Here is a 15946-nt window from a genome sequence, read left to right on the forward strand (position 1 = left end):
TTCCCCCTATGCAACCGCTGAGTAACCCCCGACAGCCGAATCTCGCGGTGCGTGTCGCCGACCAGGGCTTTGCCGCCTATATCTGCGCCAGTGATTTCAGTTTTGAAATCAGCGCTTATATCAGTGCCCATATCGACCGGCCGGTGGCGCAGTGGCCGTTGCACGCGGTGACGCCTTACCGCAAATGTTATGGCATTGACGCCGAGGAGTTCGCGAGTTACCACGATGCCCCCGACAGTGCGATTTTCATGGCTTTTCTGGACGAGCAGGCGGTGGGGCATATCGTGGTCAGCACCAACTGGAATGGCCTGGCCCATATCGATGAAGTGGCGGTGCATGCGCCGGCCCGGCGGCATGGCGTGGCCAAGGCCTTGCTGGACGTGGCGCAGTTCTGGAGTCAGAAGAAACTGCTGCCGGGGATCATGCTGGAGACTCAGAACAATAACCTCGGTGCCTGTCGGCTGTATGAGCGTTGCGGCTACGTGCTGGGCGGCATCGATCACCTGCGCTATCGGGGGATTGATCCACGCACCCAGGAAGTGGCGTTGTTCTGGTATCGATTTTTCGACGAAGCAACCGCCCTCAACCCTGCAACAGTGCCTGGGCGTTCGTCGTGATGATCTCCAGCAGCGCTTCCTGCGCCGTTGTTGGCTCAACATTCTTCAGGCTCAGGGCGTAAAGACTGATCGGCACCGCCGGCGACACCGGGCACACATCCAGTCCGGACGCCTTGGCGCCAAGGGCGGTAAACGGATCGACAATCGCCAGGCCTTCACCGGCCTCGACCATACTGCGCATCATCTGGTGGGTCTGCACCCGGGTCTGCACCACGGGCGCAGGGCGCAACGCTTGTAGCTTGCTGTCGAACAGCACACTCAATGGGTCATGGCCTTCCAGCCCGACCAGCGCCTGGCCGGCCAGGTCTTGGGCCGAGATGTACTTCTGTCGCGGTTGCAGCCAGCCGTGGGGCGCCAGCAGTTGCAGCTTGCCCTGGGCCAGCACCTGGCATTGGATGTCACTGTGTTCGGGGTCGTGCAGGCTCAATCCCAAGTCGCTTTCGCGCAGCAACAGGCTCCTGACGATGTCGGCGGTGGGCTGGCTCTGCAGAGAGCAGGGCATATCGGGGAAGCGCCGGCGCAAACTGGCAATAGCCTGCGGCAGCAGTTGATACGCCAGGGGCGGCGTGCCAATCACCCGCAATGGCGGCGCGTGGTACTGGCGCAGGCTTTCAGCCAGGCGTTGCACAGGTTCGAACGCGCTATAAACGTTGGCGATCTGCACCTGCAATAACCGTGCTTCACGCGTGGCCTGCAAGCGCCCGCGAACACTGGCGAATAGCATGAAGCCGAGTTGATCCTCGGCCTCGCGCAATACCCTCTCGATCTCGGTCACCGGCAGTTGCAACATCTCGGCTGCGGTACCCACGTGAGCGGTTTGCAGGAGCGCCTGGATCACTTCGATATGGCGTAGACGCATGCGTGAAGTCCATGTTCAGCGGGTGAGGGGTAGTGGCTGAATCCTAACCCAAGTCCGCAACCATGACTCCAACGGGTCGTGGAATTACTCAGGCGCTGACCACGGATTCGGGTTCACGAATCAGCGTGACGCCTGTTTGTACCAGCACGAACTGGTTGTCATCGACTTTATTGACCCGGTCTCCGATCGCCAATTTGTAGGTCATGACCGGTGCGGATCCGCCGAAACTGTCGACCGCTGGGGTGGATTCCTGGAACTCATGCACCGAGTAGACGCGGCCCTGCGCGTCTCTTGCATGGAATTGTCCGACGAGTACTGCTGCCATCTGCTTAGAACCTCTGGGAATAAGTCATTCAATTTGCGGTTCAGTAGACCGTCGTCAAGCGTGGGAAGTTTTCCTTCCGGAAAAAAATAGTGAATTGCCGTGATTGCCCGAGCCAAACCCGCTGCACTGCCCGTGGATCATCTATAACTACAGGCTCCTTTAGCCAGATAGTCGGGAATTCCCATGAGCAAGGTCCATACGGTCGCTGTCCTGGTAGGCAGCCTGCGAAAACAGTCGATTAACCGCAAGGTTGCCCTGGCGCTGGCGGAACTGGCCCCGGCCACCCTGAAGCTGAACATCGTCGAGATCGGCGACCTGCCGCTCTATAACGAAGACATCGACGAAACACCGCCGGCAGCCTACAGCACTTTCCGCGAGCAGGTACGTTCATCCGACGCAGTGCTGTTCGTCACCCCCGAATACAACCGCTCAGTGCCGGCGCCTTTGAAAAACGCCATCGACGTTGGCTCCCGGCCCTACGGTAAAAGCGCCTGGAGCGGCAAGCCCGGTGCGGTGATCAGCGTTTCTCCGGGCGCCGTCGGCGGTTTCGGCGCCAACCACCATCTGCGCCAGTCCCTGGTATTCCTCAACGTCCCGTGCCTGCAGCAGCCGGAAGCTTATCTGGGTGGGGCGGGGACGTTTTTTGATGAGTCGGGCAAGCTGTCGGATAAGGTTCAGCCGTTCTTGCAGAGCTTTATCGATGCATTTGCGGGGTGGGTGGAGCAGCACAAGAAGGTGTGAGGGCAAGGTCATTCTGGACATTTAAGTCCCTGCCTCTCCGAGCTACCGTTGGCGTAAGAGACGCCTTGGCTTTTCAGCAGGAAGAAGCTCCAACGCCCGTGCGTCTGGACAGTCTGCTGTTGTTTGCACCCGGCAGCGCCGAGTTCAGGACCGATTCGGCCAAGGTACTGATCGACGCCTTGGTGACTATCAAGGCTCGGCCAGGCTGGTTGATCGTCATCAGTGCCCACACCGACAGTTCCGGCGACACCGAGCGCAATCTGCAGTTGTCCCACGCCCGGGCCCTGGCTGTTCGTGACTGGATGCAGCGCATGGGTGATATCCCCAGTGGCTGCTTCGTTATCCAGGGGGTTGGCGCCAATCAGCCGGTTGCCAGCAATGACACGGCCGCCGGGCGCGTCGAGAATCGGCGAGTGGATATTCGCCTGATTCCTGAAGCCGGCGCCTGCTCCAGCGCATCAATGGGGCCCGTGGCGAGTTGACAAGCCCGCAGCAACTGATGGATAGGTGACTCCCTTCTCCAGTTGTTGCAGGCCCCACGCATGCTCATTGCCGCCTCCATCTTCCTGCTGACCATCACCCTGGTGATCTGGCAACCCCGTGGCCTGGGTGTGGGCTGGAGTGCGATGCTCGGCGCCGGACTGGCGTTGCTCAGTGGCGTGGTGCAGATCAGCGATATCCCACTGGTGTGGGAGATCATCTGGAATGCCACCGCCACCTTTGTCGCGCTGATCATCATCAGCCTGCTGCTGGACGAGGCGGGTTTTTTTGCCTGGGCGGCGTTGCATGTGGCGCGCTGGGGGCGGGGTAACGGGCGTCGGTTGTTTGCCTGGATGATCGTGCTGGGGGCGTTGGTCTCAGCGTTGTTTGCCAACGATGGCGCGGCGTTGATCCTGACGCCGATCGTGATTTCGATGTTGCTGGCCCTGCGTTTTTCACCGACGGCGACCCTGGCCTTCGTCATGGGCGCCGGATTTATCGCCGATACCGCCAGCCTGCCGCTGGTGGTGTCAAACCTGGTGAACATTGTCTCGGCGGACTTCTTCCACATTGGCTTCAACCGCTATGCCGCGGTGATGGTGCCGGTCAACCTGGTGGCCGTCGCGGCGACCCTGGTGGTGCTGATGGTTTTTTTCCGTCGGGACATTCCGCAGGCCTATGAACCCGGGCAACTGGATGAGCCGAAGAGCGCGATCCACGACAAGGCGACCTTTTATGCCGGATGGGTGGTGCTGGTCATTCTGCTGCTGGGGTGCTTTGCCCTGGAGCCGTTGGGGGTACCCATCAGTGCGATTTCGGCGGTGTGTGCGGCGCTGCTGCTGGCCGTAGCCGGGCGTGGTCACAGGATTTCCACGCGCAAGGTGCTCAAGGAGGCGCCGTGGCAGATCGTGATTTTCTCGCTGGGCATGTACCTGGTGGTCTACGGCCTGCGCAACGCCGGGCTGACCGCCTACCTGGCCGGCTGGCTGGACGCTTTCGCCCGGCAAGGGGTATGGGGCGCGGCCATGGGTACCGGGTTGCTGACGGCGCTGCTGTCATCGCTGATGAATAATCTGCCCACCGTGCTGATTGGCGCCTTGTCCATCGATGCCAGCCAGGCGACCGGGGTGGTCAAGGAGGCGATGATCTACGCCAACGTAATCGGCAGCGACCTGGGGCCGAAAATTACCCCGATTGGCAGCCTGGCGACCTTGCTCTGGCTGCATGTACTGCAGCGCAAGGGCATCCTGATTGGCTGGGGGTATTACTTCAAGGTCGGGATTGTGCTGACGTTGCCGGTGTTGTTGCTGACGCTGGCGGCGTTGGCGGTGCGGTTGACGGTGGGGTTCTGAGGCTGGGGATGATGGTGTATCAAGTCCAGGCACATCAATTCCCCGGTACATTCGGCCAGTGGTCCGAGACCAGGAACAGCCGTTCGGCCTCTTCCCAATCACCCCGGGCGTTCTCGCTCAGACGCACCAACAGCTGCGCCGGCGCCAGTGGGTCGAGGTTTTCCAGCCAATCCTGAAGTTGCCCAGCGTCCCAGGTTTGATCTGCCGGGTAGTGGGCCGGGGCCAGCCAGGCGTGGCGGGGCAGGGGTTGCCAGCGGCCGGGCGGGCGTTGCGCGACGAAAGCCGACCAGTCCTGTTGGTGCAGCCAACTACCGCGCAGGTGCTGCGGATGGGCGCCGTGAGGGGCGGCGGCGTGGCCTGGCCAGGGGTAGAGCAGATAGCCGCCGAGCCACAAGGTGGCGCTGAAATCTTCCACCTCCAACGCTGCAAGGGCGACGCGGCTCTCCGGGCGGGCGGAAATCGGCAGTTGGTGCTGACTCAGATGCGCCAGCTTCAGGTCCAGCCGGTCGTGACAACCGGGGCCCAGCCACTGAGCCGGATCCGCGCCATCGCCGTGCTGCGGCCCCAGGTACAGCTTGATTGCCAGTTCCAGGTGATGCACACCCTCGCGATCACGCAGCAGCATGTCCAACTCCCCGAGGGTGTGACCCTCGCGGCGAATCGGCAGGTTGGCCGCGATCAGCTCGATCCCCGGCGCCTGCGCCACGGCGAACTGCCACAAACGCTCGTAGTACAGACCCAGGCGTCGAGTGCGGGCCTGGGACAACCAATGCAGCAGTGCATAGCTGTCGCGGTCCAGTTGCCGCAGCCAGTGCTCCAGCCGCTGCGGGTCGCGCACCCAGTCGCTGCCGGCCAGCGGGTGGCGTTGTGGCCAGGGCGTGGCGCAGAGCATCGGCGGGGCGAGGATGACCCACGCTAGGTCACGCACTTCAGGGTGACGTAATTGCTGGGGCAACTGCAGTAAATCGGGAAATAGGATCATCCTGCGAGCATAGCCGCAAACCGCAGTGGCCCCTTGCCGCTGAAAGGATTTTGTCTACGGCGCGCTTTCGCCCATAATTGGGCTTTTCGCTGTTGCAGACCTCAGGGTCTGCCGACCTGGGCGGCACAGCCCCCACGGCCAACCGACCCTCGCTAGGAGCCCCATGGAGCAATTTCGCAATATCGGCATCATCGGTCGCCTGGGCAGTTCTCAGGTGCTGGATACCGTTCGCCGACTGAAAAGATTCCTGCTTGACCGGCACCTGCACGTGATTCTCGAAGACACCATCGCCGAAGTCCTGCCTGGCCACGGCCTGCAAACCTCGTCGCGCAAAATGCTCGGCGAAGTCTGTGACATGGTCATTGTCGTTGGCGGTGACGGCAGCCTGCTGGGCGCCGCCCGTGCCCTGGCGCGCCACAATATCCCGGTGCTGGGGATCAACCGCGGCAACCTCGGCTTTCTCACCGACATCCGTCCTGATGAACTGGAAGTCAAGGTCGCCGAAGTGCTCGACGGCCATTACCTGGTGGAAAATCGTTTCCTGTTGCAGGCCGAAGTCCGTCGGCATGCCGAAGCCATCGGCCAGGGCGATGCACTCAACGACGTGGTGCTGCACCCCGGCAAATCGACGCGGATGATCGAGTTCGAGCTGTACATCGACGGCCAGTTCGTCTGCAGCCAGAAGGCCGACGGCCTGATCGTCTCGACCCCCACCGGTTCCACCGCCTATGCCCTGTCCGCCGGCGGCCCGATCATGCATCCCAAGCTCGATGCCATTGTGATTGTGCCGATGTACCCCCATACCTTGTCCGGAAGGCCGATCGTGGTCGATGGCAACAGTGAGCTGAAAATAGTCGTGTCCAAGGATATGCAGATCTACCCGCAGGTGTCCTGCGACGGGCAGAACCACTTCACCTGCGCCCCCGGTGACACCATCACCATCAGCAAAAAAGCGCAGAAATTGCGCCTGATCCATCCGCTGGATCACAACTACTACGAAGTCTGCCGGACGAAGCTGGGCTGGGGTAGCCGCTTGGGTGGTGGAGGCGACTGATGCTCGATCCCGCGCGTAGCTACGACCTGATCGGTGACGTGCACGGTTGCGCTCATACCCTTGAGCATCTGCTGGACCGGCTCGGTTACGAGAAGCACGGTGGCGTGTGGCGTCACGCCCGGCGCATGGCTGTGTTTCTCGGTGATGTGATCGACCGTGGCCCGCGGATCCGCGAGGCCCTGCACATCGTCCACGACATGGTCGAGGCCGGGCAGGCGCTGTGCATCATGGGCAACCATGAGTTCAACGCGCTGGGCTGGTCCACTCCGGCACCACCGGGCAGCGGCAAGCAGTACGTGCGTGAACACACCCCACGCCATGCGCGCCTGATCGAAGCAACCCTGACCCAGTTCGCTCACCATCCGGGGGACTGGCACGACTTCCTTGCCTGGTTCTACGAGATGCCGCTGTTCGTCGATTCCGGACGTTTCCGCGTGGTGCATGCCTGCTGGGACGGCGCGCTGATCGACCTGCTGCGCGAACAGTATCCCGACGGCCGCGTCGATGAACATTTCGTCCAGGCGGCGGCAGTGCCTGGCAGTTTTGCCTGCATGGCCTTCGACCGCCTGCTGCGCGGCACCGACATGCGCCTGCCCCATGGCCAGACCATGACCAGCGGCGATGGCCTGACGCGCGCGTTCTTCCGCACCAAGTTCTGGGAAGACAACCCGCAGACCTACGGCGATATTGTGTTCCAGCCGGATGCCTTGCCCGAACCCGTGGCACAGACGCCGCTGTCGCCAGTGGAAAAAAACAAACTGCTGCGCTACGACGTCGAACAGCCACTGTTGTTTGTCGGTCACTACTGGCGCAGCGGCACGCCGGCGCCGATCCGCTCCAACCTGGCGTGCCTGGACTACAGCGCCGTGTTGTACGGCAAGCTGGTCGCCTATCGCCTGGACCAGGAAACCCGTCTCGACCCGAACAAGTTCGTCTGGGTCGATGTTGAACGGCCGGAGGCCCCGCAATGACTGCTGTTGCCGTACTGCGCCTGCCGCTGAGTGTTGATCTCAGTGGTTTCGTCAAACTGCTGCAGCGTATGCAGGTGCCCCATCGGGTCAGCGAAGAGGCTGGCGAGCAGGTGCTGTGGGCGCCGGAGGCGATCAGTGAGGACGTGCGCTCGCTGTATCAGCGCTTTCCAGCGGGCGATCCCGATCAGCAACTGGACCTGCCACCGGCCGCGCGCTCGCAGCGTCCGGGCTTTGTCGAGCAACTGCGCCACAGCCCGATGACCGCGCTGGTGCTGCTGGCAACCCTGATCGTCGGCGGCCTGACGCTGCTGGGCTCCAACCTCGACACCATGGAATGGTTTTCCTTTCTGCAATACCGGGTGGCGGGCGAATACATCCAGTTCACCTCGCTGACCGAGAGCCTGGCGGCAGGGCAGTGGTGGCGCCTGGTGACGCCGATGCTGATTCACTTCGGCTTCCTGCACATCGCCATGAACGGCATGTGGTACTGGGAACTGGGGCGGCGCATCGAAGCGCGCCAGGGTGGGATCAACCTGCTGGGCCTGACCCTGCTGTTCAGCCTGGTGTCGAACTACGCGCAATATTACTACGGCGGTCCGGGGCTGTTCGGCGGCCTGTCCGGGGTGCTCTACGGCTTGCTCGGACACTGCTGGATCTACCAGTGGCTGGCGCCCAACCCGGCGTATCGCCTGCCCCGTGGGGTGCTGGTGATGATGCTGGTGTGGCTGGCGCTGTGCATGTCCGGGCTGATGTCGATGATCGGCTTCGGCGAAATCGCCAACGCGGCCCATGTCGGCGGGTTACTCGTCGGATGCTTCAGCGGTTTGTTGGGCGGCTTGTACAGTCGCCGTAAAATCGCCCTCTAATTCTGTTACGTCACTGAAGAGCACGGAGACCCTGATGTCCTCTTTCAACGAAATGATCAGCAACATCACCCCCGAGATCTACCAGAGCCTGAAACTGGCGGTGGAGATCGGCAAGTGGTCCGACGGCGGCAAACTGACCACCGAGCAGCGTGAACTGTCCCTGCAGGCGATGATCGCCTGGGAATTGCAGAACCTGCCGGAAGACCAGCGCACCGGTTACATGGGCCCGCAGGAATGCAGCTCGAAGTCGATTCAGGTGCCAAATATCCTGTTCAAGTCGGATGCCATCCATTGATCGAGATTGGCCGCGGTGCAATCAGTAAAATGTCGGCGCGCCTCGACGGGCCGAACGTGCAATATGCTTTTCGCCTGGGCGACAGCGAGGTGCCGGTCAATCCGTTGATCGGCTCCACAGTGCGCCTGGAATACCTGGGGGCGATCCACTGCACCCATTGCGGGCGCAAGACCAAGACCAGTTTCAGCCAGGGCTACTGCTACCCGTGCATGACCAAACTGGCCCAGTGTGACGTCTGCATCATGAGCCCCGAGCGCTGCCACTACGACGCTGGCACCTGCCGCGAGCCGCAGTGGGGCGAGCAGTTCTGCATGACCGATCACATCGTGTATCTGTCGAATTCCTCCGGGGTCAAGGTCGGGATCACCCGCGCTACCCAACTGCCGACCCGCTGGATCGACCAGGGTGCCAGCCAGGCCCTGCCGATCATGCGTGTTGCCACTCGCCAGCAATCGGGCTTCGTCGAAGACCTGCTGCGCAGCCAGGTGGCCGACAAGACCAACTGGCGCGCCTTGCTCAAGGGCGATGCCACGCCTGTCGACCTGGCTCAGGTGCGCGATCAGTTGTTCGCCAGTTGTGCCGACGGTTTGCAGGGCCTGCAGGAACGATTTGGCCTGCAGGCGATCCAGACAGTAACCGACGTCGCGCCGCTGGAAATTCGCTATCCGGTCGAGCAGTACCCGGCCAAGATTGTCAGCTTCAACCTGGACAAGCAGCCGATTGCCGAAGGCACGCTGATGGGAATCAAGGGCCAGTACCTGATTTTCGACACCGGCGTGATCAATATTCGTAAGTACACGGCCTACCAGCTCGCCGTGCATCAGTAAGGACTCCAGCATGCGCACCGAACAACCGAAGATGATTTACCTCAAGGACTATCAGGCACCCGAGTACCTGATCGACGAAACACACCTGACCTTCGAGTTGTTCGAGGACCACAGCCTGGTCCACGCGCAACTGGTGATGCGCCGCAACCCCGAGCGTGGCCCGGGCCTGCCACCGTTGGTGCTCGATGGCCAACAGCTGGAACTGCTGGCAGTGAGCCTGGCGGACCATGCGCTGGACGCCGGCGACTACCAGTTGACTGACAGCCACCTGACCCTGCACCCGACCAGTACCACCTTCACGGTCGACACCAGCGTGCGCATCCACCCGGAAACCAACACCGCCCTGGAAGGCCTGTACAAATCCGGCACGATGTTCTGCACCCAGTGCGAAGCCGAGGGCTTTCGCAAGATCACCTATTACCTCGACCGCCCGGATGTGATGAGCGCCTTCACCACCACCGTGGTCGCCGAGCAGCACAGCTACCCGGTGTTGCTGTCCAACGGCAACCCGATCGCGTCCGGTCCTGGCGAAGACGGCCGGCACTGGGCGACCTGGGAAGACCCGTTCAAGAAACCGGCGTACCTGTTTGCCCTGGTGGCCGGTGACTTGTGGTGCGTCGAAGACAGCTTCACCACCATGAACCAGCGCGACGTGGCGCTGCGCATCTACGTCGAGCCGGAAAATATCGACAAATGCCAGCACGCGATGAACAGCCTGAAGAAGTCCATGCGCTGGGACGAAGAGGTGTATGGACGCGAGTACGACCTGGACATCTTCATGATTGTCGCGGTCAACGATTTCAACATGGGGGCCATGGAGAACAAGGGCCTCAACATCTTCAACTCCAGCGCCGTGCTGGCCCGCGCCGAGACCGCCACCGATGCCGCGCACCAGCGGGTCGAAGCGATCGTCGCCCATGAATACTTCCACAACTGGTCGGGCAACCGCGTGACCTGCCGCGACTGGTTCCAGTTGTCGCTCAAGGAAGGCTTCACCGTGTTCCGCGACTCGGGCTTCTCCGCCGACATGAACTCGGCCACGGTCAAGCGCATCCAGGACGTGGCGTTCCTGCGCACCCACCAGTTCGCCGAAGACGCCGGCCCCATGGCCCATGCCGTGCGCCCGGACAGCTTCATCGAGATCTCCAACTTCTACACCCTGACGGTCTACGAGAAGGGTTCGGAAGTGGTCGGTATGATTCACACCCTGCTTGGCGCCGAGGGTTTCCGTAAAGGCAGTGACCTGTACTTCGAACGCCATGACGGCCAGGCCGTGACCTGCGATGACTTCATCAAGGCCATGGAAGATGCCAACGGCGTCGACCTGACCCAGTTCAAGCGCTGGTACAGCCAGGCCGGTACACCACGCCTGGCGGTGAGCGAGTCCTATGACGCCGCCGCGAAGACCTACAGCCTGACCTTTCGCCAGAACTGCCCGCAGACCCCGGACAAGGTGGAAAAACTGCCATTCGTGATCCCGGTTGCGCTGGGCCTGCTGGACAGCCAAGGCAACGAGATTGCCCTGCGCCTGACCGGCGAAGCCGCCGCTCAAGGTACATCCCGGGTGATCTCGGTCACCGAAGCGGAACAGACCTTCACCTTCGTCGACATCGCCGAACAACCGCTGCCGTCCCTGCTGCGCGGCTTCTCGGCGCCGGTCAAGCTGAGCTTCCCGTACAACCGCGACCAGTTGATGTTCCTGATGCAGCACGACAGCGACGGCTTCAACCGCTGGGACGCCGGCCAGCAACTGGCGGTGCAGGTGTTGCAGGAATTGATCGCTCAGCAGCAGAAGGGCGAGACGCTGACTCTCGATCCACGGCTGGTGACGGCGCTGAAAACCGTGCTGTCCGATGAGTCGCTGGACCAGGCCATGGTTGCCGAAATGCTCTCGCTGCCAGGTGAGGCATACCTGACTGAAATCAGCGAAGTGGCAGACGTCGAAGCGATCCACAACGCCCGCGAATTCGCCCGCAAGCAACTGGCAGACGCCTTGTTCGAAGGCCTGTGGCTGCGTTACCAGGCCAATCGCGACCTGTCCCGCCAGACCCCATACGTCGCCGAAGCCGAGCATTTCGCCCGGCGCGCCCTGCAGAACATCGCGCTGTCGTACCTGATGCTCAGCGGCAAGCCGGAAGTGTTGGCGGCGACCCTCGAGCAGTTCGAACATTGCGACAACATGACCGAACGCCTGACCGCGCTGGCGGTGTTGGTCAACTCGCCGTTCGACGAGCAGAAGGCCGAGGCCCTGGCCAGCTTCGCCGAGCACTTCAAGGCCAACCCGCTGGTGATGGACCAGTGGTTCAGCGTGCAGGCCGGCAGCACCTTGCCGGGTGGCCTGGAGCGGGTCAAGACGCTGATGCAGCACCCGGCGTTCACCATCAAGAACCCGAACAAGGTACGGGCGCTGATCGGTGCATTCGCCGGGCAGAACCTGATCAACTTCCATGCCGCCGACGGCTCCGGCTACCGTTTCCTCGCCGATCTGGTGATCGAACTCAACGGCTTCAACCCGCAGATCGCCTCCCGGCAATTGGCGCCGCTGACCCGCTGGCGCAAATACGACAGCGCCCGCCAGGCGTTGATGAAGGCCGAGCTGGAACGCATCCGTGCCTCCGGTGAGTTGTCCAGTGATGTGTTTGAGGTGGTCAGCAAAAGTCTGGCTTGATGCTCAACCAGGCGACGCAGATTCACTAGGAGCCGGCTTGCCGGTGAAGGTCTTGAACGATGACGCGGGTTTCCTGACTGCACGCGGCGCTCTCAAGTCCTTCGCCAGCAAGCTCCTACAAACATCGAGTTCAGCGAGCTTTTTTCATCATCCCCACGAATGACCGCTCATTCAGCATCTACCCTCAATCCCCAGGTTAACAAAACATAACGTGGCGTTGATTGTCAGACGATTCCAAAGCTGGATAGGATAAGCCAGCCCGCAGAAGGGGCTCTAGACGGCAGGTTTCAGCAGTGTGTTGAAGCTGTTTAAAAAGAGCATGAACTCCCTGAACGGCGCCCCAAGGGTTAAACGACCTGACAATAATAATGGGAGAAAGGTCTATGAGTGAGCCTGTCATGGGTGTGGGTATTGGCCGCCCGCCGGCACTGCGCAGATTCGCAATGCTGGCTACAGCGCTCTCGCTGCTGGCGACTGCAGTGCTGTCGGCCCCGGTGCTGGCGGCCGCGACGCCCGCCGTCGAAACCGTCTATTCAATTGAATCGGCCAAGGCCGCCAAGGGCTTGATGCTCGATGTGGTGCACGCCGGCAACCGGCTGATCGCGGTCGGCGATCGCGGGCACATTCTCTACTCCAATGATCAGGGCGCCACCTGGACCCAGGCCAAAGTGCCGACCCGGCAACTGCTGACCTCCGTGTTCTTCGTTGATGAGCAGCACGGCTGGGCCGTCGGACACGATGCGCAGATCCTCGCCAGCACCGATGGCGGCCTCACCTGGACCAAACAATTCGAAGACCTTAAGCGCGAAGCACCCTTGCTCGACGTCTGGTTCAAGGACACCAGCAGCGGCTTTGCCGTGGGTGCCTATGGCGCTCTATTGACCACCACCGACGGTGGCAAGACCTGGGAAGACGTCAGCGACCGCCTCGACAACGAAGACCAGTACCACCTCAACGGCATTGCCGCGGTCAAGGATTCCGGACTGTTCATCGTCGGCGAGCAAGGCAGCATGTTCCGCTCGGCCGATTGGGGCGAGACCTGGGAACACGTCGAAGGGCCGTATGAAGGCTCGCTGTTCGGCGTGATCGGCACCGCCCAACCAGCAACCCTGTTGGCATACGGCCTGCGCGGCAACCTGTTTCGCTCAAGCGATTTCGGCAGCACCTGGGAGCCGGTCGAACTCAAGGCCGCACGCGGTGCGCTGGAGTTCGGATTGTCGGGCGCGACCCTGCTCGACGATGGCTCCATCGTCATCGTCGGCAACGGCGGCAGTGTGGTGCGCAGCAGTGACGATGGCCAAAGCTTCAGCGTGTTCAATCGACCGGACCGGATCTCCGTCTCGGGCGTGACTGCCGCAGGCAATGGCAACCTGATTCTCGTCGGACAGGGCGGCGTTCGCGTGTCGATGCCAACCGGCGCTGAGCTAAGCAAATGAGCCGGGCACATAATAAGAAGGCGGAGAGATGACATCCATGAGCAGCCACCACCAAGACAAGGCGACCTTTCTCGAACGCCTGATTTTCAACAACCGCCCGGCAGTCATCGTGATCTGCTTGCTGGTGAGCATTTTCCTGTTCTGGCAGGCGACGCTGATCCGGCCGTCCACCAGCTTTGAAAAGATGATCCCGCTGGAACATCCATTCATTGAAAAAATGATGGAGCACCGCAACGACCTGGCCAACCTGGGCAACACCGTGCGGATTTCGGTGGAGGCCACCAACGGCGACATCTTCTCCAAGGAGTACATGGAGACCCTGCGCCAGATCAACGACGAGGTGTTCTACATCTCCGGCGTTGATCGCTCGGGGCTCAAGTCGCTGTGGAGTCCAAGCGTGCGCTGGACCGAAGTGACCGAGGAAGGTTTTGCCGGTGGTGAAGTGATCCCGCAGAGCTACAACGGCTCGGCCGACAGCCTCGAACTGCTGCGTAACAACGTGCTCAAGTCGGGGCAGGTCGGGCGTCTGGTGGCCAACGATTTCAAGTCGAGTATCGTCGATATCCCGCTGCTGGAGTCCTACCCGGACCCGCAGGACCAGGGCAAACTGTTGGCGCTGGACTACCAGAAGTTCTCCCACGAGCTTGAAGAGAAGATCCGCGACAAGTTCGAAAAGCAGAACCCCAACATCAAGATCCACATCGTCGGTTTCGCCAAGAAAGTCGGTGACTTGATCGATGGCCTGATCATGGTGGTGCTGTTCTTCGGCGTGGCCTTCGTCATCACCCTGATCCTCCTGCTGTGGTTCACCCATTGCGTGCGCAGCACCGTGGCCGTATTGATCACCACCCTGGTGGCGGTGATCTGGCAACTGGGGCTGATGCATGCGTTCGGCTTTGGCCTCGATCCGTACTCGATGCTGGTGCCATTCCTGATCTTCGCCATCGGTATTTCCCACGGCGTGCAGAAAATCAACGGCATCGCTTTGCAATCCGGTGAGGCCGACAACGCCCTGACCGCAGCCCGGCGCACCTTCCGCCAGCTGTTCCTGCCGGGGATGATCGCGATTCTGGCTGACGCCGTGGGCTTCATCACCTTGCTGATCATCGACATCGGGGTGATTCGCGAGCTGGCCATCGGTGCTTCGATCGGCGTGGCGGTGATTGTGTTCACCAACCTGATTCTGCTGCCGGTGGCGATTTCCTATGTCGGCATCAGCAAGCGTGCAATCGCCCGCAGCAAGAAGGACGCGACCCGCGAGCATCCGTTCTGGCGCCTGCTGTCGAACTTCGCCAGCTCGAAAGTCGCCCCGGTGTCGATCCTGATCGCCCTGGTCGCCTTCGGTGGCGGCCTGTGGTACAGCAAAAACCTGAAGATCGGCGACCTCGACCAAGGCGCGCCGGAACTGCGTCCGGACTCGCGCTACAACCAGGACAACAACTTCATCATCAGCAACTACTCCACCAGTTCCGACGTGCTGGTGGTGATGGTCAAGACCAAGGCTGAAGGCTGCTCGCGCTACGAAGCCATGGCGCCGATCGATGAACTGATGTGGAAGATGCAGAACACCGAGGGCGTGCAGTCGGCGATTTCCCTGGTCACCGTATCCAAGCAGATGATCAAGGGCATGAACGAGGGCAACCTGAAATGGGAGACCCTGTCGCGCAACCCGGACGTGCTGAACAACTCCATCGCCCGTGCCGACGGTCTGTATAACAACAGTTGCTCGCTGGCGCCGGTGCTGGTGTTCCTCAACGACCACAAGGCCGAAACCCTCGACCGCGCAGTGCATGCGGTGCAAGAGTTCGCCAAGGAGAACAACAAGGACGGCCTGGAGTTCATCCTCGCGGCCGGTAACGCCGGGATCGAGGCGGCGACCAACGAGGTGATCAAGGAGTCGGAGCTGACGATTCTGATTCTGGTCTACATCTGCGTCGCGACCATGTGCATGATCACCTTCCGCTCGTGGGCAGCGACCCTGTGCATCGTCTTGCCGCTGGTGTTGACCTCGGTGCTCGGCAACGCCCTGATGGCCTTCATGGGCATCGGCGTCAAGGTGGCGACCCTGCCGGTGGTGGCGCTGGGCGTGGGGATTGGCGTGGACTACGGCATCTACATCTACAGCCGCCTGGAAAGTTTCCTGCGCGCCGGTTTGCCGCTGCAAGAGGCCTACTACGAGACGCTGAAGTCCACCGGTAAAGCCGTGCTGTTCACCGGCCTGTGCCTGGCCATCGGCGTGTGCACTTGGATCTTCTCGGCCATCAAGTTCCAGGCCGACATGGGCCTGATGCTGACCTTTATGTTGCTGTGGAACATGTTCGGTGCCCTGTGGCTGCTGCCAGCGCTGGCGCGCTTCCTGATCAAACCGGAGAAACTGGCAGGGCAGAAGGGCAATTCACTGTTCGCCCACTGATCCTTTGGTTGTGTTGAAACGCGAAAGCCGCGCCCCTGAAAAGGCGCGGCTTTCGCCGTT

The 15946-nt window shown here is 61.5% G+C and carries 15 protein-coding genes; 12 read left to right on the forward strand and 3 right to left on the reverse strand.

The window, feature by feature from the left end:
* Window positions 1-8: 8 nt before the first annotated feature.
* Window positions 9-617 (forward strand): GNAT family N-acetyltransferase, encoded by a 609-nt coding sequence (locus NR126_RS13170; protein WP_027616519.1) that lies wholly within the window; start codon window positions 9-11, stop codon window positions 615-617.
* Here the strand turns inward: NR126_RS13170 and NR126_RS13175 are convergent.
* A complete protein-coding gene (locus tag NR126_RS13175) occupies window positions 583-1476 on the reverse strand; it encodes a LysR substrate-binding domain-containing protein (RefSeq protein WP_027616520.1) in 894 nt (297 codons plus the stop codon). The two genes, NR126_RS13170 and NR126_RS13175, sit on opposite strands and share 35 nt — an antisense overlap.
* A gap of 88 nt (window positions 1477-1564) precedes the next feature.
* Window positions 1565-1801 carry a hypothetical protein gene (locus NR126_RS13180; RefSeq protein ID WP_027616521.1) on the reverse strand — a complete coding sequence of 79 codons (237 nt, stop codon included), beginning with the start codon at window positions 1799-1801 and terminating at the stop codon, window positions 1565-1567.
* Between the two features lie 183 nt (window positions 1802-1984).
* Here NR126_RS13180 and NR126_RS13185 point away from each other — a divergent pair, with 183 nt between their 5' ends.
* The 3 genes from NR126_RS13185 (at window position 1985) to NR126_RS13195 (ending at window position 4374) form a co-directional block, all read left to right on the forward strand.
* Window positions 1985-2542 (forward strand): NADPH-dependent FMN reductase, encoded by a 558-nt coding sequence (locus NR126_RS13185; RefSeq protein ID WP_027616522.1) that lies wholly within the window; start codon window positions 1985-1987, stop codon window positions 2540-2542.
* A 65-nt stretch (window positions 2543-2607) separates the two neighbouring features.
* Window positions 2608-3024 carry an OmpA family protein gene (locus tag NR126_RS13190; protein ID WP_372826415.1) on the forward strand — a complete coding sequence of 139 codons (417 nt, stop codon included), beginning with the start codon at window positions 2608-2610 and terminating at the stop codon, window positions 3022-3024.
* A gap of 60 nt (window positions 3025-3084) precedes the next feature.
* Window positions 3085-4374 (forward strand): arsenic transporter, encoded by a 1290-nt coding sequence (locus NR126_RS13195; protein WP_256830392.1) that lies wholly within the window; start codon window positions 3085-3087, stop codon window positions 4372-4374.
* Window positions 4375-4408: 34 nt separating this feature from the next.
* On the opposite strand, the gene NR126_RS13200 is transcribed toward NR126_RS13195, so the two are convergent.
* On the reverse strand, window positions 4409-5356 hold the full coding sequence (locus tag NR126_RS13200) for a DUF1853 family protein (protein ID WP_027616528.1): 948 nt from the start codon (window positions 5354-5356) through the stop codon (window positions 4409-4411).
* A 163-nt stretch (window positions 5357-5519) separates the two neighbouring features.
* Here NR126_RS13200 and NR126_RS13205 point away from each other — a divergent pair, with 163 nt between their 5' ends.
* The 8 genes from NR126_RS13205 to NR126_RS13240 all read left to right on the forward strand — a co-directional run bounded on the left by NR126_RS13205 (window position 5520) and on the right by NR126_RS13240 (window position 15886).
* The gene (locus NR126_RS13205; protein WP_027616529.1) at window positions 5520-6410 is read left to right on the forward strand and encodes an NAD(+) kinase; all 891 of its coding nucleotides are present in this window, start codon (window positions 5520-5522) and stop codon (window positions 6408-6410) included.
* Window positions 6410-7381: a metallophosphoesterase gene (locus NR126_RS13210; RefSeq protein WP_027616530.1), complete on the forward strand. Its 972-nt coding sequence runs from the start codon at window positions 6410-6412 to the stop codon at window positions 7379-7381. The genes NR126_RS13205 and NR126_RS13210 overlap by 1 nt, the downstream gene beginning before the upstream one ends.
* A complete protein-coding gene (locus NR126_RS13215) occupies window positions 7378-8247 on the forward strand; it encodes a rhomboid family intramembrane serine protease (protein ID WP_105755394.1) in 870 nt (289 codons plus the stop codon). The genes NR126_RS13210 and NR126_RS13215 overlap by 4 nt, the downstream gene beginning before the upstream one ends.
* 34 nt (window positions 8248-8281) lie before the next feature.
* Window positions 8282-8542: a YeaC family protein gene (locus tag NR126_RS13220; RefSeq protein WP_027616532.1), complete on the forward strand. Its 261-nt coding sequence runs from the start codon at window positions 8282-8284 to the stop codon at window positions 8540-8542.
* Window positions 8539-9369 carry a DUF2797 domain-containing protein gene (locus tag NR126_RS13225; protein WP_027616533.1) on the forward strand — a complete coding sequence of 277 codons (831 nt, stop codon included), beginning with the start codon at window positions 8539-8541 and terminating at the stop codon, window positions 9367-9369. The genes NR126_RS13220 and NR126_RS13225 overlap by 4 nt, the downstream gene beginning before the upstream one ends.
* Before the next feature lie 10 nt (window positions 9370-9379).
* The gene (pepN, locus tag NR126_RS13230) at window positions 9380-12037 is read left to right on the forward strand and encodes an aminopeptidase N (protein WP_256830393.1); all 2658 of its coding nucleotides are present in this window, start codon (window positions 9380-9382) and stop codon (window positions 12035-12037) included.
* A gap of 383 nt (window positions 12038-12420) precedes the next feature.
* Window positions 12421-13473, forward strand: a complete 1053-nt coding sequence (locus NR126_RS13235; protein ID WP_256830394.1) for a YCF48-related protein — start codon at window positions 12421-12423, stop codon at window positions 13471-13473.
* Window positions 13474-13510: 37 nt separating this feature from the next.
* Window positions 13511-15886, forward strand: a complete 2376-nt coding sequence (locus NR126_RS13240) for an RND family transporter (RefSeq protein WP_027616536.1) — start codon at window positions 13511-13513, stop codon at window positions 15884-15886.
* Window positions 15887-15946 lie beyond the last annotated feature (60 nt).

The sequence above is a fragment of the Pseudomonas sp. Pse1 genome (assembly GCF_024519635.1).
Classification (GTDB): Bacteria; Pseudomonadota; Gammaproteobacteria; order Pseudomonadales; family Pseudomonadaceae; genus Aquipseudomonas.

Excerpts from the sequence above, each read along its gene's own strand:
- NR126_RS13170 (WP_027616519.1), top strand. The coding sequence starts at position 9 with ATGCAACCGCTGAGTAACCCCCGACAGCCGAATCTCGCGGTGCGTGTC.
- NR126_RS13175 (WP_027616520.1), bottom strand. The coding sequence starts at position 1,476 with ATGCGTCTACGCCATATCGAAGTGATCCAGGCGCTCCTGCAAACCGCT.
- NR126_RS13180 (WP_027616521.1), bottom strand. The coding sequence starts at position 1,801 with ATGGCAGCAGTACTCGTCGGACAATTCCATGCAAGAGACGCGCAGGGC.
- NR126_RS13185 (WP_027616522.1), top strand. The coding sequence starts at position 1,985 with ATGAGCAAGGTCCATACGGTCGCTGTCCTGGTAGGCAGCCTGCGAAAA.
- NR126_RS13195 (WP_256830392.1), top strand. The coding sequence starts at position 3,085 with ATGCTCATTGCCGCCTCCATCTTCCTGCTGACCATCACCCTGGTGATC.
- NR126_RS13200 (WP_027616528.1), bottom strand. The coding sequence starts at position 5,356 with ATGATCCTATTTCCCGATTTACTGCAGTTGCCCCAGCAATTACGTCAC.
- NR126_RS13205 (WP_027616529.1), top strand. The coding sequence starts at position 5,520 with ATGGAGCAATTTCGCAATATCGGCATCATCGGTCGCCTGGGCAGTTCT.
- NR126_RS13210 (WP_027616530.1), top strand. The coding sequence starts at position 6,410 with ATGCTCGATCCCGCGCGTAGCTACGACCTGATCGGTGACGTGCACGGT.
- NR126_RS13215 (WP_105755394.1), top strand. The coding sequence starts at position 7,378 with ATGACTGCTGTTGCCGTACTGCGCCTGCCGCTGAGTGTTGATCTCAGT.
- NR126_RS13220 (WP_027616532.1), top strand. The coding sequence starts at position 8,282 with ATGTCCTCTTTCAACGAAATGATCAGCAACATCACCCCCGAGATCTAC.
- pepN (WP_256830393.1), top strand. The coding sequence starts at position 9,380 with ATGCGCACCGAACAACCGAAGATGATTTACCTCAAGGACTATCAGGCA.
- NR126_RS13235 (WP_256830394.1), top strand. The coding sequence starts at position 12,421 with ATGAGTGAGCCTGTCATGGGTGTGGGTATTGGCCGCCCGCCGGCACTG.
- NR126_RS13240 (WP_027616536.1), top strand. The coding sequence starts at position 13,511 with ATGAGCAGCCACCACCAAGACAAGGCGACCTTTCTCGAACGCCTGATT.